Annotated in this window: 16 protein-coding genes; 9 read left to right on the top strand and 7 right to left on the bottom strand. The window is 61.3% G+C overall.

Going from position 1 to position 19,691, the window contains the following annotated elements:
• Positions 1-866: 866 nt before the first annotated feature.
• Positions 867-1,853: a nucleoside hydrolase gene (locus H8K20_RS06755; protein WP_186487873.1), complete on the bottom strand. Its 987-nt coding sequence runs from the start codon at positions 1,851-1,853 to the stop codon at positions 867-869.
• A gap of 417 nt (positions 1,854-2,270) precedes the next feature.
• Between H8K20_RS06755 and H8K20_RS06750 the strand changes: the two genes are divergently transcribed.
• From H8K20_RS06750 to H8K20_RS06725, 6 genes are all read left to right on the top strand, one after another.
• Positions 2,271-3,038: a peptidoglycan recognition protein family protein gene (locus tag H8K20_RS06750; RefSeq protein ID WP_154865258.1), complete on the top strand. Its 768-nt coding sequence runs from the start codon at positions 2,271-2,273 to the stop codon at positions 3,036-3,038.
• 232 nt (positions 3,039-3,270) lie between these two features.
• Positions 3,271-4,728 (top strand): nicotinate phosphoribosyltransferase, encoded by a 1,458-nt coding sequence (locus H8K20_RS06745; protein WP_186487872.1) that lies wholly within the window; start codon positions 3,271-3,273, stop codon positions 4,726-4,728.
• 342 nt (positions 4,729-5,070) lie between these two features.
• Positions 5,071-6,270, top strand: a complete 1,200-nt coding sequence (locus H8K20_RS06740; RefSeq protein ID WP_105205592.1) for an MFS transporter — start codon at positions 5,071-5,073, stop codon at positions 6,268-6,270.
• A gap of 26 nt (positions 6,271-6,296) precedes the next feature.
• Positions 6,297-7,049, top strand: coding sequence for an NYN domain-containing protein (locus H8K20_RS06735; RefSeq protein ID WP_105205593.1), 753 nt, complete (start codon positions 6,297-6,299; stop codon positions 7,047-7,049).
• 1,043 nt (positions 7,050-8,092) lie between these two features.
• Positions 8,093-9,496, top strand: coding sequence for an MATE family efflux transporter (locus tag H8K20_RS06730; protein WP_186487871.1), 1,404 nt, complete (start codon positions 8,093-8,095; stop codon positions 9,494-9,496).
• Positions 9,496-10,125, top strand: coding sequence for a cytidylate kinase-like family protein (locus H8K20_RS06725; protein ID WP_186487870.1), 630 nt, complete (start codon positions 9,496-9,498; stop codon positions 10,123-10,125). Before H8K20_RS06730 ends, H8K20_RS06725 begins: the two co-directional genes overlap by 1 nt.
• A gap of 103 nt (positions 10,126-10,228) precedes the next feature.
• On the opposite strand, the gene H8K20_RS06720 is transcribed toward H8K20_RS06725, so the two are convergent.
• Complete coding sequence (locus tag H8K20_RS06720; protein ID WP_186487869.1) at positions 10,229-10,741, bottom strand: metalloprotease family protein; 513 nt, start codon at positions 10,739-10,741, stop codon at positions 10,229-10,231.
• A 127-nt stretch (positions 10,742-10,868) separates the two neighbouring features.
• Complete coding sequence (locus H8K20_RS06715; protein WP_105205597.1) at positions 10,869-11,336, bottom strand: SufBD protein; 468 nt, start codon at positions 11,334-11,336, stop codon at positions 10,869-10,871.
• A gap of 202 nt (positions 11,337-11,538) precedes the next feature.
• On the opposite strand from H8K20_RS06715, the gene H8K20_RS06710 reads away from it, so the two are divergent.
• Positions 11,539-12,249: a DUF5131 family protein gene (locus H8K20_RS06710; protein ID WP_186487868.1), complete on the top strand. Its 711-nt coding sequence runs from the start codon at positions 11,539-11,541 to the stop codon at positions 12,247-12,249.
• A gap of 81 nt (positions 12,250-12,330) precedes the next feature.
• Here H8K20_RS06710 and H8K20_RS06705 read toward each other — a convergent pair whose 3' ends face one another.
• The gene (locus H8K20_RS06705; RefSeq protein WP_186487867.1) at positions 12,331-14,664 is read right to left on the bottom strand and encodes a beta-glucosidase; all 2,334 of its coding nucleotides are present in this window, start codon (positions 14,662-14,664) and stop codon (positions 12,331-12,333) included.
• 199 nt (positions 14,665-14,863) lie between these two features.
• Between H8K20_RS06705 and H8K20_RS06700 the strand changes: the two genes are divergently transcribed.
• Together H8K20_RS06700 and H8K20_RS06695 are read left to right on the top strand one after the other, a co-directional pair.
• Positions 14,864-15,676, top strand: coding sequence for a helix-turn-helix transcriptional regulator (locus tag H8K20_RS06700; RefSeq protein WP_105205600.1), 813 nt, complete (start codon positions 14,864-14,866; stop codon positions 15,674-15,676).
• 131 nt (positions 15,677-15,807) lie between these two features.
• The gene (locus tag H8K20_RS06695; protein WP_186487866.1) at positions 15,808-16,050 is read left to right on the top strand and encodes a hypothetical protein; all 243 of its coding nucleotides are present in this window, start codon (positions 15,808-15,810) and stop codon (positions 16,048-16,050) included.
• An 83-nt stretch (positions 16,051-16,133) separates the two neighbouring features.
• On the opposite strand, the gene H8K20_RS06690 is transcribed toward H8K20_RS06695, so the two are convergent.
• The 3 genes from H8K20_RS06690 to H8K20_RS06680 form a co-directional block, all read right to left on the bottom strand.
• On the bottom strand, positions 16,134-17,471 hold the full coding sequence (locus H8K20_RS06690; RefSeq protein WP_178089644.1) for an MATE family efflux transporter: 1,338 nt from the start codon (positions 17,469-17,471) through the stop codon (positions 16,134-16,136).
• Positions 17,472-17,823: 352 nt separating this feature from the next.
• Positions 17,824-18,570 (bottom strand): GNAT family N-acetyltransferase, encoded by a 747-nt coding sequence (locus H8K20_RS06685; RefSeq protein WP_186487865.1) that lies wholly within the window; start codon positions 18,568-18,570, stop codon positions 17,824-17,826.
• Positions 18,571-18,724: 154 nt separating this feature from the next.
• Positions 18,725-19,555, bottom strand: coding sequence for a prepilin-type N-terminal cleavage/methylation domain-containing protein (locus H8K20_RS06680; RefSeq protein ID WP_186487864.1), 831 nt, complete (start codon positions 19,553-19,555; stop codon positions 18,725-18,727).
• Positions 19,556-19,691: the final 136 nt, after the last annotated feature.

Genomic DNA, 19,691 nt, shown 5'->3' with positions numbered 1-19,691 from the left:
ACGATTGCCCTCAAGGCGTAAAGGCGCAAAACAGCCAAAGGCATACCGGCGCCTTTGGCAGCTGACACAAGAATGTCCCCACTGCCTTGACGCCCCCTATCTTCTCCGATATAGTGGGCTGGAAACACTTTTTACCGGTATCTTTTATCAGGCCTTTTGCCCCGTCCCAACAGCCATAGAAAAAAGCAGGACAGTCTTAAACTGTCCTGCTTTTTTCTTATTTGTCCTGCTCCGGCTCCTAGCGTTCTCCTCTCACCGCAAGAACAGCGCCGCCGCGTATGCGGCGCGAGGAGCAGCGCTCCGAGAGTGGTTCTTGCCCTTTTTGCGCTGCTCAGTGGGGACCAGAGATAGACCATTTTTGACCAAGCCCCACTGACCTTTTGCGCATGGGCTCTACAAAAGTCTCTCTCTCACCGCAAGAACAGCGCCGCCGCGCATGCGGCGCGAGGAGCAGCGCTCCGAGAGTGGTTCTTGCCCTTTTTGCGCTACCTGGTGGGGACCAGAGATAGACCACTTTTGACCAAGCCCAACTGACTATTTGCGCATGGGCTCTACAAAAGTCTCTCTCCTACCGCAAGAACAGCGCCGCCGCGCATGCGGCGCGAGGAGCAGCGCTCCGAGAGTGGTTCTTGCCCTTTTTGCGCTGCTCATTGGGGACCAGAGATAACCCATTTTTCACCAAGCCCAACTGACCTTTTGCGCATGGGCTCTACAAAAGTCTTTCTCCTACCGCAAGAACAGCGCCGCCGCGCATGCGGCGCGAGGAGCTGTGCTCCGAGAGCGGTTCTTGCCCTTTTTGCGCTGCTCATTGGGGACCAGAGATAACCCATTTTTCACCAAGCCCCACTGGCCATTTGCGCGAAAAGCTATGCTCTTTCCGACCTGGCCATCGCCGCCTTGATGATGCCCACAAATTTTTCCCGATCGGCGTTCAGCGCCACCGCGGCGTTGCGCACCGCTTTTTTGTCGCGGAAGTTCACGTCGCAAACGGTCATGCCGTCAGCAGACCCACCCGAAAAATCTACGTCCACATGCAGCTGGCGCACGTCTTTGAGCACGGTGGGATCGATGATGGCGGCCACTGCCAGCGCATCGTGGATGGGGCCCCAATCGTCCTGCTCCATGGGCTGGAACACCCGGTAGCCCTTGATGCGATAGCGGGCAAATTCCGAGGTGGCCAGCGCCGCCTTGGTGCCCATTGCGTCCAGCTCGTCACACTCCGCCAGCGAGATGCAGGCCCGGTGGGTGGCGTCCAGCGGGATGAGCGTGATCTTGGCCCCACAGTCCATCACGATCTTGGCCGCCTCCGGATCGATCCAGATATTAAATTCCGAGGTGGCGGTGATGTTGCCGTACTCGTACGCGCCGCCCATGATCACGATCTCCTTGATCTTGTCGGCGATGGCCGGCTCAATGCGCAGCGCCACGGCCAGGTTGGTCAGCGGGCCCACCGGCACCAGCGTAATGTCACCGTCCGAGGCCATCAGTGTGTCGATCAGCCAGGTGATAGCATTTTGCTTCTGCGGTTTGATGGTGGCCGGCGGCAGGTAGTCCAGATAGTCGCTGTGCACGTTCTCCTCCGGGTCCTCCTGGCCGATAAACGGCATATGGGGGCGGCGGCCCGGCTGCAGACTGCTCACCAGCGGCATGGCACAGCCCTTAAACACCGGCACGTCGCTGCCCAGGTATTCCACCACCCGCAGCGTGTTCTCGGTGGTCATCTCAATGCAGCGGTTTCCGTTTACCGTGCAGATGCCCAGCACCTCCAGCTCGGGCGAGAGCAGAGCGGTCATAATGGCTACAGCGTCATCCGACCCGGTGTCCACGTCTAAAATGATCTTGGTCTTCTCCATAACAGCAAGTCCTTTCTCATCACAGGTGTACAGTTTTTTACCGTCACACATATCCAAATCTATTGTACCTGCTGCAAAGCACCGGGTAAAGAGGCGCTCGCTTTTTCTGCGGCCTGTACAATCCGAGCGGGCAAACATTGGGCAGTTTACCGGCGGCTCGGGCGGTATCAGAGCGTTAGGTACCCCCGGTTTCCAGCCCACGGCTCTGGGGCGTTCAGATCACCTGGCAAACCGCCGCCAACTGCTTTAAAGCTGCCCGCCGGTGCAAAACGCGTCGAAAATTAAGGGTTTCTTCATGGCATTTTGTCACCGCCACCGCTATACTATGTTATAGGGGGGACAACCTCCCGGCCTTAAACCGGCCCTGGAGCAGCTGCCAAACCAGCTGTCAAACCATAAAAAGTGAGGGATCTACCTTTGACGATACTCTTTACTCTGCCCAAGCCCCGCCGCCGCTCTCCCGCTGCAAAGCCCCGGCCGCGCACCCGGCCCCGCAGCGCTGCTGGCCGCCGCCCACCGCGCCCGGGCAAACGCCGCCCGGGCAAAAACTTTTTTCACACGCCGGCCGGCCGCCGCACACTGCTGGCGCTCATATTGGTAGTGCTGGTGGCGGCCATGGCCGGGGTCAGCTGGTGGCGCTATAACGGCAAAAATAAAGAGCCCAGCCAACCCGATGAGGTATTGGGCGTCCCGGTACACACCGATTACCTGCCCGAGGGGATCGAGGGCCGCCCGGGCATCCAGCGTCAGGTCAAGTGGGTGGTCATCCACGAGACCGGCAACCCCGCCGCCGGCTCCAACGCCGCTGCCCACAACACCTACATACACAAAAAGGCCCAGACCGACAGTCTCTCCTGGCACTACACCGTCGACGAGAGCGAGATCTACCACCATCTGCCCGATAACGAGGTCGCCTGGCATGCCGGCGATAAGCTCACCAAAAACGGCGGTAACCTGAACGGTATCGGCATCGAGATCTGCATCAACGAAGATGGCAATTACGATCAGGCGGTCGACAACGCCGCCAAGCTCACCGCCTACCTGCTGCACTACTATAAATTGGGGACCGACCATATCAAGCAGCACGGCGACTTTATCAGCAAAAACTGCCCCGAGATCATGCGCAATGCGGGGGCGTTCCCCGCTTTCGTGCAAAAGGTGCAGGGGTATCTCGATCAAATGTAGCCCACTGGGCGGCCCCGATCAGGGCCGCTCTTTTCTTTTGTATAAAAAAGTGGTATACTTTTTGTATACAATAGCAAACGGATAAACCGCTGCCGGGGTCGCCTGGTAGGGCAGCAGTGGTGCGCCGTGCGCGTTAAAAATGTGGCCCGCCCGCCGCAGTCGGCGCGGCAGCGGCCCCGTAGGCCCGGCCGGGGCAGCTTTGCCGCCGGGCCATTAGCAGGGAGTTTTCTTTATGGAAGTTATCAGAGATCAGCACCGCAACCTGAGCATGCTCACCGACTTTTACGAGCTGACCATGTCCAACGGCTTTTTAGAGAACCACATGCAGAACAAAGTCGGCGTGTTCGATATGTTCTTTCGCAAGATACCCGACGGCGGCGGTTTCGCCATCTTTGCCGGCCTGCAGCAGCTGGTAGACTATCTCAGCGAGCTCAAGTTCACCCAGCAGGATATCGACTACCTGCGCACCAAGGGCCTGTTCTGCGAGGAGTTCTTGCAGTATCTGCTCGATTTTGATTTTGCCTGTGACGTGTGGGCCGCCAAAGAGGGGACCCCCATCTTCCCCGGCGAGCCGGTGGTCATCGTGCGCGGCCCCATCATCCAGGCTCAGCTGGTCGAGACGATGGTGCTGCTCACCATCAACCACCAGTCGCTCTTGGCCACCAAGGCCAACCGGGTGGTGCGCGCCGCCGACGGCCGCAGCGTTATGGAATTCGGCTCCCGCCGCGCCCAGAGCTACGACGGCGCCATCCTGGGGGCCCGGGCGGCCTACATCGGCGGCTGCGACGCCACCGCCTGCGCGATCGCCGACCGCGACTACCAGATACCGGCGGTGGGCACGATGGCCCACAGCTGGGTGCAGATGTTCGACTCCGAGTACGAGGCCTTTAAAAAGTACGCCGAGATCTACCCCGACAGCTGCACGCTGCTGGTAGACACTTACAACGTGCTAAAATCCGGTATCCCCAACGCCATCAAGGTGTTTAACGAAGTCATCGTCCCCCAGGGCCATCGCCCCAAAGGCATCCGCATCGACTCGGGCGATATCGCCTACCTCTCTAAAAAGGCGCGCAAAATGCTCGACGCCGCCGGCTTTGCCGACGTGGGCATCGTGGCCTCCAACTCGCTGGACGAGTACATCATCCGCGACCTGCTCACACAGGGTGCCAAGATCAACTCCTTCGGCGTGGGCGAAAACCTCATCACCAGCAAGTCCGATCCGGTGTTCGGCGGGGTGTACAAGCTGGTGGCGCTGCAAGAAGGGGATACCTACATCCCCAAGATCAAGATCAGTGAAACGGTAGAGAAGATCACCAACCCCGGCTTTAAGATGGTCTACCGCCTGTACGACTGCGACACCCACCAGCCCATCGCCGACTATGTCACCTGCCACGACGAGCAGATCAATGTGCGCGACGGCATCACCATCTTCGACCCCAACGCCACCTGGAAGAAAAAGCACCTCACCGGCGTGTACGCCGAGCCCATCCTGCACCAGGTGTTCAGGGGCGGCAAGTCGCTGCACCAGCCGCTGCCCCTAAAAGAGATACAGGCCTACTGTCTCCAGCAGGTCGACAATTTGTGGGATGAAGTCAAGCGGTTCGAGTACCCCCACCGCTATTATGTAGACCTCTCGCCCAAACTGTGGCAGATCAAACACGATCTGCTCGAGGAAGTGTCCAAGTTTTAGTTCGCCGCGCAAATGTCCGGCCCGCGTGCCGGCGGCAAAACATACCCGGCAGCGCCCGCTCTCTGGCGGGCGCTGCCTTTGCCTTGCATCTTGCCGGTATTTTTGCTAAAATTATGCTTATACATGCCATCTGCTGTGCCGGGTGGCGCCTTACCGCCTTTTATACAGTGACCCGCGCGCAGGCGGCGCGCACAGTGATTTGCCGACAATACTTTCACTTTGCGAAAAAGCAGACCGCTTTTTGATTGTGCTGGTAAATTGGGACGGATGTAGGATCCACTCTATTTACGGGACGGGGGAGAGCCCCTCTTCTGTACATGATCAAAAAAGTGAGGGAACGTTTTGTCTACAAAATTAGCGAGCAACAAAAAACTCTTCAACGCCATCATCTACCTGGCCTCTTTCGTGTCCGGCAGCTGTCTGGCCGCCCATCAGGCCATGGTGGGTAAGATCTGCGCCGACTTTGGCGCCTCCAGCACGGTCATGGGCACCGTCATCGGCGCGCTGTACACCGGCAGCTTTCTCATGGTGGTCATTTTCGGCGAGCTCAGCGAAAAGATCGGCAAAAAGCGGGTGGTGCTCATCACCGGCCTGGCGGTCTCTACCGGTGCGCTCACGGTGGCGCTGGCCCCCTCGGTGACGGTGGTCACAGTGGGCTACTTCCTATACGGCTGCGGGGTAGGCGCTTTCGAGAGCACCATCTACGCCGCCTTTACCGACGCCAACCCCGAAAATTCAAACCGCTACATGTGTATCGCCCAGGCCATCTACTCGCTGGGCGCGGTGGTCAGCCCCATCCTGGTGGGCCAGTTCTTCCTGGGCCAGCCCTTCGCCTGGAAAAACGCCTACATCGTCATCGTGGCGGCGTTCGTCTGTTCCACTACGCTGGTGTTCACCCGCAAAAATATCACCAACCAGGTCAGCCCGGCCGCCAAGGGCGAAAAGCTGGTCTTTTTAAAGCTGCTGCGCTCGCCCACGCTGGTGGTATACATGTTGGTGATGCTGTGCTACCTGGGCTTCGAGAGCGGCATCACCTACTGGGCCGTCAACTACTTCGACGAGCTGGGCGCCTCCGAGCTGGGCACCTATGCCATCTCGGCCTACTGGCTGGTCAGCATTGCCGGCCGGGTGGTCGGCAGCTTTATTAAACGCGAGCGCGAGGCGCTGTGTCTCTCGCTGGGCATCGCGGCGGTGGGTATGGGCCTCACCGCATTGGCCCCCTCACCGGTGATCAAGCTGGTGGGCATCGGCATCGTCGGTCTCGGTTTTGCACCGGCTTATCCCACGCTGCTGGGAGCCGGTGTGCGGCAGTTCCCGCAGTTTTCGGGGGCTACCTTCTCGGTGATGACCTTCTCCGGCGCTCTGGGCGGGTCGCTGTTCCAGCCGCTGTTCGGCTCACTGGTGGCGGCCACCTCCACTCAATTCGTGTACACAGCTATCTTTGTGGGCATCATCGTCATGGCGGTGGCGCTCACCATCAATGTAAAGTGCGAGGACCGGCTGCTGGCCCGGCGGGCAGCGGAATGCGCACTGGAAAAATAACCCCCATACGGGGCGGAGAGTGACATATGGAACTGGAAAACAGGTTTGCAGTGCTCATCGACGCGGACAACGTGTCGGGCAAGTACATCAAGTACATTTTAGACGAGATATCCACCGACGGGGTGGCCACCTACAAGCGCATCTACGGCGACTGGACCAGCCCCAGCCTGGGCAACTGGAAAACGGTGCTGCTGGATAACTCCATCGTCCCCATCCAGCAGTACAGCTACACCACCGGCAAAAACGCCACCGACTCGGCCATGATCATCGACGCCATGGATATCCTCTACTCCGGCAATGTCGACGGTTTCTGCATCGTCTCGTCCGACAGCGACTTCACCCGGCTGGCCACCCGCCTGCGCGAGTCGGGCATGATGGTGGTGGGCATGGGCGAAAAGAAAACGCCGCAGCCCTTTATCTCGGCCTGCAATAAGTTTCGCTATCTCGAGATCCTGGCCAAATCCGACGCCGCCACCGATACCGTCGCCGCCAAGACCGGCGGCAAGACCCATGCGGCTACCGTGGCCAAAGAGATGACCAAGCTCACCACCATCAAAAAGGCCATCCGCCTCATCATCGAAGAGATCTCCGACGAGGACGGCTGGGCCTCTGCCGGCGATATCGGCAACCTGCTCAGCAAGCGCTACCCCGATTTCGACGTGCGCAACTTCGGTCACAAAAAACTCACCCCGTTTTTAAAATCGCTCAACATCCTCGAGCTCAACCCCATCCGCAATTCCGACGGCTCCAGCCGCGTGGTGTATGTGCGGGTGAAGTGAGATACATTTGTGGGTTGCGTTCAAAAGGGGGGTGTCAATCGCGGCGGACTCACTGCGTTCGCCTTGCTCTGACACCCCCCTCTTTGCATTCTCCCGCATGGAGGTAACAACGCGCCCAAGCCGCATTGTTACCTCCATGATAGGAGCCGGGCGTGCGCCCGGCGGAATTTTAACGGGTCCAGTGGCACGTGGGTAGTTGTTTACCGTGCTCAAAAGAGGACAGCCAGCCGCGGCGGACTCACTGCGTTCGCCTTGCTCTGACATCCCCCTCTTTGCGATCCCCCCGCATGGAGGCAACAACGCGCCCGAGCTGCATTGTTACCTCCATGATAGGAGCCGGGCGTGTGCCCGACGGGATTTTAACGGGTCCAGTGGCACGTGGGTAGTTGTTTACCATGTTCAAAAGCGGGCAGCCAGCAGCGGCGGACTCACTGCGTTCGCCTTGCTCTGACATCCCCCTCTTTGCGATCCCCCACATTGCGGGAACTATGCACCCGAGCCGCATGTTTCCTGCAACGATAGGAGCCGGGCGTGCGCCCGGCACGATCTCAATGACTCCAGAAACACGCGATCAGTTGTCGGCCGCGTTCAAAATAGGGCGGCCAACCGCGGCAAAGCAGCGCCCCCGATAGCGGCGGTCTCCTGCGCAAAATGCGGCAGCTGCCGGCCTGTATAGAGGGCCATCTTTGTGCAACATAGCCTTTGCCGGCCGCGGCAAAAAAGGTATACTCAATATACAGCGTGTGGCCTAACGGCATAAGTCCAGTTGGGGCCGCACGCTGTTTTTTTGCGCTCAGTCGGCCCCATCCGTACCGGCTGCGCCCGCCAGTCTCCGCACATCTCTAAAAAGGGGAGAGGTCTCGCCCCGCCTGTTTACCGGCCGGGGCGCCTTTTGCCGGCAGCCGGCGGCGACAATTAAAGAGTTCCGGCCTGAAAAATTCCCCCGGGACGGGCAGGTAAAACAGTGTGTAGCCAGGAAGCGGCGTAAATCCAGCTCCCGGCCGCGCGCTGTTTTTTTGTGACAGAGGAGGTCACCCGCATATATGCAAGAGAGATCCAATACCTTTTTAGAGACCGAGAAGATCAGCCGCCTCATGTGCCGGTACGCCGTGCCGTGCATCATCTCGCTGCTGGTGGCGGCACTCTACAACATCGTCGACCAGATCTTCATCGCCAACGCCAGTTATCTGGGCTCATACGGCAACGCCGCCAATACGGTAGTGTTTCCCCTCACTGTGGTGGCGCTGGCACTGGCAGTCATGATCGGCGACGGCTGCTGTGCCTTTGTCAGCATCAGTCTCGGCGCCGGGCAAAAAGAGCGCGCCCACCGCAGCATCGGCAGCGCCGTGGTGCTCTGTGTGCTCTGTAGCCTGGCGCTCACCGCCGTCTACTTCGCCTTTTCCCGCCAGCTCCTCACCGCCTTTGGCGGCCAGGTCAACCGCCAGACCTATAGCTGCGCCAAAGAGTACTTCACCTACATCACCGCCGGCCTGCCGTTTTACATGTTCGGTCAAGCTATGAACCCCATCATCCGCTCCGACGGCAGCCCCAAATTCGCCATGGTCTCTACACTGGCCGGGGCGGCGGTCAACATCGTGCTCGATCCGCTGTTCATCTTCGGCTTTCGCCTGGGCATGATGGGCGCCGCCGTGGCCACCGTGCTGGGGCAAATGCTCACCGCCGGTCTGGCGGTGTGGTACCTGTGCCACATGCGCACAGTCAAGCTGCAGCGGCAGAGCTTTGCGCTGCGTCCCAAGTTGATGGCGGGGTATCTGCCGCTGGGCGTCTGCAGCTTTCTATCGCAAATATCGCTGGTGGCGGCCATGGCCGCCATCAACAACATGATGACCAGGTACGGCGCGCGCGACCCGGTGTTCAGCCAGGCCCCCTACGCCCAGATCCCCATGGCCGTGGTGGGCATCGTCATGAAGTTTTTCCAGATCGTCATCTCGGCGGCGGTGGGCATGGCCGCCGGCTGTATCCCCATCGTCGGCTACAACATCGGCGCCGGCCGGCGCGACCGGGCCCGCGCGCTCTTTGGCCGCCTGCTGGCCGCCGAGGCCATTCTGGGCGCGCTGGCCACTATGGTCGTGGAGCTCTTTCCCCGGCAGCTCATCGCCGCATTCGGCGCCGCCGGCGAGAGCAGCTACTACACCGCCTTTGCCGTCAAGTCCTTTCGCATCTACCTGTGTATGATGGTGCTGGCCTGTGTCAATAAGGCCACCTTCATCTATCTGCAATCACTGGGCAAGGCGCTGCTCTCCACACTGCTGTCCATGGTGCGCGAGGTGGTGTTCGGCGTCGGCTTCGCGGTGCTGCTGCCGGTCTGGTGGGGCCTCGACGGCGTGCTCTGGTCCATGCCGGTATCCGATCTGCTCACATTTGTGATCTCGGCGGCAGTCATCGCCTATACCCTGAAAATGCTCACTCGAAAGGAGCGCCCATAATGGATAAACACATCCTCACCGTCAGCCGCGAATTCGGCAGCGGCGGCCGCAGTATCGGCCGCGCCGTGGCCGAGCAGCTGCACATCCCCTACTACGACAAAGAGGTCATCCGGCAGGTGGCCCAAAAAACCGGGTTCGACGAGCAGTTCGTGGCCGAAAACGGCGAATACGCCCCCGGCAAGACCACGCTCTCCTACATCTTCAAGGCGCTTGGCCGGCCCGAGGCACTGGGCCGCGCCGACGCGATGGATGGCCTCAGCACCACCGATTTTCTCTGGGTCATCCAGCATCAGGTCATTGCCAATCTGGCCGATCACGGCCCCTGTGTCATCGTCGGCTGCTGCAGCGACTTTATCTTAAAAGACCGGGACGACTGCCTGCACACCTTCATCCACGCCAGCCAGCAGTACCGCGCCCAGCGCATACTGCGCCTGTATGGGGAGGGGGAGAAGTCCCCTCAGCAGCGCCTGGCCGATAAAGACGGCCGCCGCCGGGCCAACTACAAGTACTTTACCGGGCGCGACTGGGGCCGCTGCCAAAACTACCACCTGTCGCTCGACAGCGGCACACTGGGCGAGGCGCGCTGCGCCGAGCTGCTCGCCTCGCTGCTCACCGCCCCCGGGCGGTAGAACAGCTGTTAAAAAATGCTCCCGCCGGGCCACCGGCGCCGCTATCTGCCCCTGATGTGCAAAAAAGGGACCGGTAGTTTTCTGCCGGTCCCTTTTGTCGCCGCTACAGCCGCTCAAACGCCACCAACCCACACAGGTAGGGATGGTCCAGATACACCGCGTCGGCCGTCTGCGGTCGGTAGCGCCACAGCTCCAGCAAAATACACAGGTCTCCGCCCCCGGCCAGGATCATCAGTGCCCCCATCAAAAACAGCGGCAGCCACCCGGTCACCACCGCCATCGCCGCCGGCAGCACGCCCAAAAGCAGGGTGGGCATCAGCGCCCCCACCGCGTACGGCATCCGCCCCAACGGCTGTTTGCAGCAGCAATACGGGGTCAGGTACTGCACCATCAGCCCAAATTCTATGGCCCTAAACCGGTCCGGAGCCACCAGGCCCCAAAACAGGCCGTGGATCAGCTCATGTACCACCACCAGCACCAAAAAAAGCGCCAAAAATACCAACAGACCCTGCGGGGCAAAGTGGCCCGGCCACGGCCCCCGCACCAAAAAGGCCAGCCCCAGCACCAGTACCACCGGCAGGCCCAACACCAGCGCCATCATGTTGGCGTAGCCCACCGATATCGTCAGGTCGGTCTCGCGGTATCCGGCCTGCAGCAGCGCCTGCCGCTGCTGTAAAAACTGCTAGTAGCGGCGCTGCTCGGCGCCGGTCAGCCGCCGGTCCCGCTCGCTGTCGGGCACCCGCTTACCCATGGGATACGCTCCCCGGGCCCTGCTCGATCGCCTGCAGCGCGGCGGCGATATCTCTTCTGATCAGCGGCTGCATGCTGTCGGCGTATTGGCGCCAGTCGGCCGCCCGCAGCGCCGCACAAATGCGGCCGGCCAGGTGGGGCTTGGCCGCCGCCACGGTCGGCAGCGCCTGAATGCACTGCCGCGCAGCGGTGGGCTTGTCGTCGGTTATGTGCAGAAGATAGCGCTCCAGCACCGCGTCCAGCTTTCCCGCCCGGTCCCAGCGGGCGTTGTCGGCCAGCAGCAGTAGCCCCCGCACCCGCACATACGCGCTGCGGTCTGCCAGCATCTCGACAAAGTCCCCGTAAAAACCATACACCTCGTCGCCCGCGGCGCTCAGCTGCCGCAGCTGCTTTAAGCAGCTGTAGGCGTAAACGGCGTCTTTGTCCCGCAACCCGGTTACCAGTGTCTCGGTCGCCCCCATATCTTTGCCACCTCTCTGTATTTCAAATGGTCTCGTCGTCCACTCTAATCATACTGCATCGCCGCCGCGCCGTAAAGGTACCGGCGGCACATCTCTCATTTTGCGGCACATAAGGTGTGGCCCACATGCTGCCGGTGTAGTACACTGGTCCTGTAAAGGGGGCCCCCGCTCAGGGCGCGCTCCCTAAAAAGGAGGTGTGTTCATGGCCAAGTGGGACCCCTGGCGCGGCTGTCACCGCCACAGCGCCGGCTGCAAGTACTGCTATATCCACAAAGGCGATGCCCGCCGCGGGGTAGACACCGGCGATATCCGCCGCAGCGAGAGCGGCTTTGATGCCCCCCTGAAAAAGACAAGCACCGGCGCCTACAAGATGCGCGGCGGGCAGACGGTATACCTCTGTTTCTCCTCCGACTTTTTGCTGCCCGAGGCCGACGGCTGGCGCCCGGCCTGTTGGCAGATGATGCGCCGGCGCCCCGACCTGCACTTTCTGTTTTTGACCAAGCGCATCGAGCGGCTGCCCCACTGTCTGCCGCCCGACTGGGGCAGCGGCTACCCCAACGTGACGGTGGGCTGCACGGTCGAGGACCAGTCCGCCGCCGACTTGCGGCTGCCCATCTTTTCCGCGCTGCCCATCTGCCATAAAAACATCATCTGTCAGCCGCTGCTGGGCCCGGTAGATATCTCCGCCCACCTCGCCGGCGTCGAGCTAGTGGTGGTCGGCGGCGAGTCCGATCCCCGCGCCCGCCCCCTCTACTACGACTGGGTGCTGGCGCTGCGCGATCAGTGCGCCGCCGCCAAGACCCATTTTTCCTTCCGTCAGTGCGGCACCCATTTTGTAAAAGACGGCCGGGCCTACACGCTGGCTACCCGCGACCTCGGGCGGCAGGCCCGCTGCGCCGGTATCGACTTTTAGCACCCACCTTCTACACAGCTTTTGTAAAACGACAAAAAGGCAGTGCCCGGTATTCACCTTTGGCACTGCCTTTTTGTTAGATTATCTCGCCGTCTGCTGTCGGGTCTCCAGCGCCCGGTTTATGCGGTCGGTCACCTCGCTGGCCATCTCAGGGGTAAAGCGGTCGCCGGTAGCTCCGTCCAGGTGTTGGGCCATGCCCCAAAAGATCACCTTAAAGTGCTCGGTCAGCTCCGCAGATATCTGCTCCCGCTGCAAAAGTCCCTTCTCCACCAGGTAGTCATAAAACACCTGGGTGGCCACCGGGTCGTCAAACAGGTCCACATAGTGGGTGTCGGTGGTCATCACAAAAGGTGCCGGGCGGTCGCTTATCACCGGCAGGTCTATGCGCAGCCGAATGTCCGCCGAGGAGGCGCCGATGAGCAGCTCAAATACCCCGCTGTCCGCCACCCAGCCGCAGGCCGGGTCGTAGTAGCAAAAGTCGCGGGTCTCCAAAGTCAGCTGCACCTCACGGCTCTCGCCGGGCTGCAGATACACCCGGGTAAAGGCCTTCAGCTCCTTTTCGGGGCGGGCCAGCTTGGCGTGGCGGTCGGCCACGTACAGCTGCACCACCTCGGCGGCGGGCATCTGGCCGTCGTTTTGCACCGTGCAGTACACCGTCACCTGTCCCGGCAACATCAGCTGTGGCACCGATACCCGCGGTGCCGAGTAGGTAAAGCGGCTGTAGCTCAGTCCGTGTCCAAAGGGGTACAGCGGCTCGATCTTCTTTTTCTCGTAATAGCGGTAACCGGCGTAGATGCCCTCACAGTAGTAGTGGTAGTCGCCCTCCCCGGGGAAGTTCAGATATGCCGGGGTGTCCTCTATGCGCACCGGCATGGTCACCGGCAGCTTGCCGCTGGGGCTTATCTCCCCCCACAGCAGCTGCGCTGCCGCATGGCCCGAGCCCTCGCCCGAAAACCACAGATCCAGTATCCCCGCCGCCCGGTCGGCCCACGGCATCGCCACCGATTCGGCGTTGTACACCACCACCACCGTGTTTGGCTGTACAGCCAGCACCTCCTCTATAAGCTCCGCAGTGGCCGGCTCCAGGTCCAGGGTCCGGCGGTTAAAGTCGTCGTCCTCCGGCGGCAAAAAGGCGCCGGCAAACACCACCGCTGCCTGCGCGTCCCGGGCCGCAGCTACCGCCTCAGCCAGCAGTGCGTCGTCGTGCCGGTAGTCGCGGGTATAGCCGGGGGCGTAGGTCACCGCACAGCCCTCGGGGGCCAGCGCCTTTATCTCCTGCAGCGGGATATCTGAACACTGGGGGTTCATGGCCGCACAGCCGGTGCCGTTAAACTGCGGGTACTGGGCCAGCGCCCCCAGCACTGCCAGCGAGCGGGTGTCTTTTGCCAGCGGCAGCACACCGGTATTTTTTAGCAGCACGGCGCATTCGGCGGCGGCTCTGCGGGCCAGCTGGTGGTGGGCGGCAAAGTCTACCGGCTGGTGCTCTTTGCCCTCCTGGCTGTAAGTCAGCGCCAGTTCGATCAGGTGCCGGCAGCAGTCGTCTACCCGGCTCTCGGGTATACTGCCGTCCTGCACCCCGGCCACAATGGCCCGCACACAGCTGGCGCTGGGGGGCATCTGCAGGTCCAGTCCGGCCCGGCAGGCCTCGGCCGGGTCTTTTACCGCCACCCAGTCGCTCATGGTCACACCGTCAAAACTCCACTCATCCCGCAGCACATCGGTCAGCAGATAGGGATTCTGGCAGCTCTGCACCCCGTTTACCTTGTTGTAGGCGCCCATCACCGCCCGCGGCAGGCCCTTTTTAATGGCCCGCTCAAATCCGGCCAAATAGATCTCGTGCAGCGCCCGCGGGTCCACGATCGAGTCTATCCAGGTGCGCTTGTAGTCGGCGTTGTTGCAGGCAAAATGTTTTACGCAGGCCGCCACTCCTTGGCTCTGGATGCCCCGCACCATACCTGCGGCCATCTCGCCCGATAGTACCGGGTCCTCGGCGTAGTACTCAAAGCCGCGCCCGGCCAGCGGGTGCCGGCGCAGGTTCAGCCCCGGCCCCAGCAAAAGCCCTACGTCATGGGCCTTGCACTCCTTGGCAATAGCTGACCCCACCTCCTCGATAAGCGCCGTGTCCCACGAGCAGGCAATGGCCGACCCGGCGGGGAAACAGGTGCTGGGCAGCGTGCGGGCGATCGCCTCCGGGCTGTCAAACGAAAAAAACATCACGTTTTCATACAGGTCGTTTTCCTCTTTGTCCTGGCTGCCGGCCTGCAGCCGCAGTCCGCTGGTACCGTCGGCCACGATCAGGCTGGGTATCCCCAGTTCGGGAAAGGCGGCGGTACGCCAATGGGTGGCGCCGGTGCACAGGGTGGCCTTTTGCTCCAGCGTCATCCGCTCAATGATCGCCTCGATCTTTCTTTTCAATGTGTCTTCCTCCTCACTTCAGTCGGCGGCCGGTCGGCCGCCGCTGCCCACAGCGTTTTTTTCAGCATACAGCCGCCGGCCCCCGGCTGTCATTACTGTACTTGCACAAAAGTTTGCAATTTTTGATATTTTTCTTGCGCTGTCGGGCAAAGTCTGGTATATCTAAAAACAGAATACCATACTAGAGAGGGGGGAGAACATGCAGCCGGTCTTCGAGCAGGTGCGCCCCACCCAGCAGCTCATCGCCAATCTGTACCGCCACCGGCAAGAAGGGGTGCACCCGGTACCCATACATTGGCACCCCGATCTCGAGCTGTTCTGGTACCGCTCCACCCCGGTGCGCTTTTTTTGCGGCGGCCGCACTGTGCTGCTGCCCGCCGGTACCCCGGTGCTGCTCTTCGGCGGCGAGATACACGGGCTCGAACCGGTCGAGCAGGCCGCCCCCAGCGGTCTGTCGGTGCTGTGGCCTCACAGCTTTCTGTCCCAGGCAGTGCCCGGATACGCCCGGCTGGGCGGCCCCAGCGGCCCGGTACAGAGCGAGCGGCTCACCGCCCTGCTGCAACAGCTGCTCGAAGTCTGCGACGGGGAGCAGACGCCCCTCACGCCGCTCTTGCAAAATGCCCACCTGTACGGTCTGCTTCACTACCTGCTGTCCACATACGCCGCACCGCAGGCAGCTATGCCCCCATCCAAGTCACTGCAGCACTGCCGTTCTGCCCTCAGCTACATGCAGCAGCACTTTCGCAGCCCCATCACCCTCGAGAGCACCGCCCGCCACGTGGGCGTCTCGGCCGAGCACCTCTCGCGGCTGCTGCGCCGGTGTCTGGGTCTGGGTTTTCGCCAACAGCTGCGCGATCTGCGCCTCGACTGGGCCACCAGTCAAATGGCTGGCTGGCAGCAGGGCCTGCTCCAGATCTGTCTGGCCGCCGGCTTTCCCGACTACCGCGCCTTCTGCGCCGCCTTTAAAGAGCGCTATGGCCTCACCCCCCGCCAGTACCAGAGTCGGCTGTAAGCGAAAGAGCCGCCGCCCCTCTCACCATGCCGCACCGCCTGTCCGGGTGCGCGCTCCCGTACGGGCAAAAGCGTAGAGAAGAGCGCATATCCGTATCGGGCAGCCGGTCAATACCTTCGGAGGTAGAGAAGATGCTCAAAAAAATATACGGTCTTATCGGCGTGCTCATGGGGTGCTCTACCGGCGTATTCATCGGCGGGGCGGCTTTTAGGTTTGCAGACTACAAAAAGCATCCCGGCCTATATGCCATGCAGTCCGCACCGTGGTATACAGGCATTCAAATAACGGGTATTGCCCTCGTGGTATTGCTGCTCCTCTGTGTGGCGGTGCGGGCCCTTATCCGCAACAAGTTAAAGCGGCAGTCGCGCGTATAAAAACAGCCGCTAAAAAAGAGAGGTCCCCGCCTGATCAGGCGGGGACCTCTCTTTTTGCCGGTAAAAGCTGTGTAGTTACCGGGTCAGGTGCCGGCCAGCAACCGGTCGCCCCAGCGCGATCGCCTGTAGATGATCACGCCCACGCAGTTGGCCACCATCCAGCCGATGGGCACCGCCCAGTAGATGCCGGTAAACGACATGGCCGTGGCCGCCAGCAGGTACGAGAGCAGCGTGCGCGTCCCCAGCGAAGCCACCGACAGAACCACCGTGGTGCGCTGCATCGAGAGCCCCCGGTAAAAGCCGTAAAACAGGCACTGCACGCACATGAAAAAGTAAAAGTAAGCCTCCACGTGCAGGTAGTCGGCGCCGATCGAGATGGCCTGTACATCGCCGGCGTCGATAAAGATGCCGATCATCTGCCGCGAGAACAGCAAAATCACCGCCGCCACCACCAGCGAAAAGCCCAGCAGGATAAAAAGACAGGTGCGCAGCCCCTGCTTGATGCGCTGGGGCTTTTTGGCGCCGCTGTTTTGTGCCACGAACGTCGAGAAAGCATTGCCAAAATCGGTCGCCGGCAGCGAGGCGAAGGAGTGGATCTTGCTGGCGGCGGCAAACGAGGCCATCACCGTCACCCCGTAAGAGTTCACCAGCCCCTGCACCAGCACCATGCCAAAATTGAGCACCGACTGCTGCAGCGCCGTCAGCAAGCTGTTCGAGAGCACGGTGCCGCCCACCGGCGCGCCGCTGTCATACACCTCGCCTTTGGGTATCACCTGCTGCCGGTAGCAGTACAGGCAGCACCCCACCGCCGAACAGAACTGGGCGATCACAGTGGCCCAGGCCGCCCCGGCGGCGCCCATGCCAAAATGGGCTACGAACAGCAGGTCCAGCAGCACGTTGATGGCCCCGGCCGCCGCCAAAAAGTACAGCGGCGCCCGCGAGTTGCCCACCGAGCGCAGCAGGCAGGCGCAATAGTTGTATAAAAAAGTGAACAGCAGCCCGCCAAAGGTGATCTGCAAATAGCTCTGGGCAATAGGCCGGGTGTCCTGCGGCATCTGAAACAGGTGCAAGATCTGCGGGCAAAACACCACCGCCAGCACCGACAGCCCCACCGTCACCCCCAGGATCAGAAAAAACGAGAACTTGGCCGAGCGGGCCAGCCGCCCCGGGTCGCGGGCGCCAAAGCACTGGCCAAACACCACTCCCGCACCCATGCACATCCCGGTCACCACCGATATGGCAAAAGCCATGATGCTAAAAGACGACCCCACTGCCGCCAGCGCGGTCTTGCCCACAAAGCGGCCCACAATGGCAGTGTCAGCCACGTTGTAAAGCTGCTGCAAAATGTCGCCCAAGATCATCGGCAGGGCAAAAAATATCAGCTTTTTGGCCATTGGCCCCTCGGTCATATCGTAGCGCAAAGCGCTCCCCTCTTTTCTACTTCGTCGTATTTTGTCCGCCGTCGTCGGGCGCTCTTTCAAAGACCTGTCCCAGCGCCGGCCTGCTTTAAAAACAGGCACAGTTAGCAGTATACAACGATTTTGGCGCCAGGTAAACGGCAAATTTGCCGATACCTGCCCGGCAGCTGTCATGCGGTTTTGTGCGTACCGCCATCCGCCGGCCTGGCAGAGCAGGGGAGGGGCGCTGTCCGCCCGCTTTGTCCCACCGCCCGCGCAGCGGCGGCCGCGGGTCAGATCGCGGGCGCCGTTGCGTGTGCCTCACCGGCCGTGTTCTCAGCCGGGGCGCCGCCAATCCCGGCACCCGGTCGGACGCTTATTTTTTTAAGATCCGCTGCAGGTAGGCCGCGTCCAGCAGGTTTACCGTCTCAAACCGCCCCTTGTAAAACACGCCCCAGTTGTTAAACACTCCCGGCAGCTCCTTGGCCTTTTGCAGGGTGTCCACCAGCTCCAGCTTCAGCAAAACGCCGTTTTCTGCACAGTACTGCTTTACTCTCTCCACCGCCCGCGCCACATAGGGGCACTGCCAGTCATAGTAGATGGTCAGCTCCTGGCTATCTATCTGCTGGCGTTTGGCAGCCGGGGCAAACGCCGGCGTCGTCCCGTCAAACGACAGCGCCAGCAGCTCGTAGCCGTCCTCGGTGCGGTCGGCCACCTCAAAGCCAAATTTCCGGGCAAATTTCTGGTCCGAGAGCCAGGATCTCTGCTTTTGGGCCCCCAGCATACACACGCCCGATCGCCCCTGTCGCCGGGCGTCGGCCAGACAGTACTCCATCAGCGCCCGCCCGTAGCCTTTACCCTTATGGCCGCTGTCTACCCACAGGCAGTACAGGTACAGGTAGTTGTCGCCCACCACCGGGGTCCAGGCCGTCTCTAGCGGCGCATACTCGATAAATACGGTGGCCTTTTCGTCCAATTTGCGAAAGACGTGCCCCTCTTTCAGCCGTTCGGCCAGCCACTGCCGCTTGGCGTCCACGCCCGGGTGGCCCTTTTTGCTGCGGATGATGCAGCTCAAGTGCTCATCGGCCAGGTTCTCTTCGGTCAGGTTTATAAAGCGTTCCATATGCGCCTTCCTCTCTGTTCGCGCCGTTTTGCCCCACGGCGCTGCGCGCCCGCGCCTTTCGGCCGCAGCGGTGACCACTGGCCAAAAAAGGGCCGTGCAAGACGTCCGTCCCACACGGCCCCACTGCACAGTGCCGGCCGCCCGGCGGCTGCTGTCACGGCGCGTCGGGCATCTTTTCAAACACCCCGCTGATGGTGTCGAAGTTTTTCTTGTCGCTGTCCGTCTGGGGCGTTGCAGTGTACTCCTGCCAGCCGGTGTTATAGCTCAGCACCTTGTAGCTCTGGCCCTCCAGCGTCTCGGTGCCCACCGTCACATAGCCGGCAGTGTAGGTCCCCAGGTTCGAGTTGTAGCGCATCACCCGCATCGACTGTCCCACCTGGTAGTCGGCAATGTTCTCGGTGGTCCAGTACAAAATGTACCTGCCGCTGCCCTGTCCCTGGTACGACCAGGTGTTCACCCCTTCGCCCTCCATGTCAAAGCCCTGCTTTTTCAGCGCCGCCACCACTTTTTTCACGTTGGTGCCGTTGGGGCTCGAGGAGTCGATGTGCTTGTTCATGGCGGTAAAGTTTTTAAGCACCGTCTGCAGCTCGCTGTCGCCGTTTTCAAACAGGCCGCTCAGGGCCCCGGCCATGTCAAAACCAAAAGACGAGATGTTGTGCACCACGCACTGGATGCGCACATCGCCCCCCGCACTGCGCGACACCTTGTACGGCCCGCCCTGCGCGCACACAAAATCCGATACATCGGCGATCTGCTGCAGCTCGGGGCTGGTCAGCTTGCCCTGCCCGCCGGTCTGGTAGATCTCCTCGGCCATCAGCTCCCGCCGCAGTCCACTTATGTTCACCTGGCAGGCCCGCTCCTGGGCGGTGGTGATATAGCCGGTCAGCGCGGGGATGGCAATGGCCGCCAGTATGGCCAGTATCACCAGCACCACAATGACCTCCACCAGCGTAAACCCGCGCGCTCTGTCTCTGCGCCGCACCATAACGGCCCCCTCCTATCGGCCTGCCGCACCGGGGTGGGGCAGGTGTCTGTTCTCTATCCCCACTATACCGTTTTTTGGTCACATCTGCAACCGTATGTACACAGCTCGCTGCCGCGTCGTTACAGCCGCAGATTTT

The organism is Neobittarella massiliensis (ex Bilen et al. 2018), assembly GCF_014269355.1.
GTDB classification, from domain to species: domain Bacteria; phylum Bacillota; class Clostridia; order Oscillospirales; family Ruminococcaceae; genus Neobittarella; species Neobittarella massiliensis.
The sequence above is the reverse complement of the archived record's forward strand: the minus strand, read 5'-3'. Positions and strand labels throughout refer to the sequence as shown.

Bases quoted from the DNA above. Each gene is read 5' to 3' on its own strand.
- H8K20_RS06735 (WP_105205593.1), top strand. From the start codon at position 6,297: ATGGAACTGGAAAACAGGTTTGCAGTGCTCATCGACGCGGACAACGTG.
- H8K20_RS06755 (WP_186487873.1), bottom strand. From the start codon at position 1,853: ATGGAGAAGACCAAGATCATTTTAGACGTGGACACCGGGTCGGATGAC.
- H8K20_RS06745 (WP_186487872.1), top strand. From the start codon at position 3,271: ATGGAAGTTATCAGAGATCAGCACCGCAACCTGAGCATGCTCACCGAC.
- H8K20_RS06730 (WP_186487871.1), top strand. From the start codon at position 8,093: ATGCAAGAGAGATCCAATACCTTTTTAGAGACCGAGAAGATCAGCCGC.
- H8K20_RS06725 (WP_186487870.1), top strand. From the start codon at position 9,496: ATGGATAAACACATCCTCACCGTCAGCCGCGAATTCGGCAGCGGCGGC.
- H8K20_RS06700 (WP_105205600.1), top strand. From the start codon at position 14,864: ATGCAGCCGGTCTTCGAGCAGGTGCGCCCCACCCAGCAGCTCATCGCC.
- H8K20_RS06710 (WP_186487868.1), top strand. From the start codon at position 11,539: ATGGCCAAGTGGGACCCCTGGCGCGGCTGTCACCGCCACAGCGCCGGC.
- H8K20_RS06695 (WP_186487866.1), top strand. From the start codon at position 15,808: ATGCTCAAAAAAATATACGGTCTTATCGGCGTGCTCATGGGGTGCTCT.
- H8K20_RS06715 (WP_105205597.1), bottom strand. From the start codon at position 11,336: ATGGGGGCGACCGAGACACTGGTAACCGGGTTGCGGGACAAAGACGCC.
- H8K20_RS06685 (WP_186487865.1), bottom strand. From the start codon at position 18,570: ATGGAACGCTTTATAAACCTGACCGAAGAGAACCTGGCCGATGAGCAC.
- H8K20_RS06680 (WP_186487864.1), bottom strand. From the start codon at position 19,555: ATGGTGCGGCGCAGAGACAGAGCGCGCGGGTTTACGCTGGTGGAGGTC.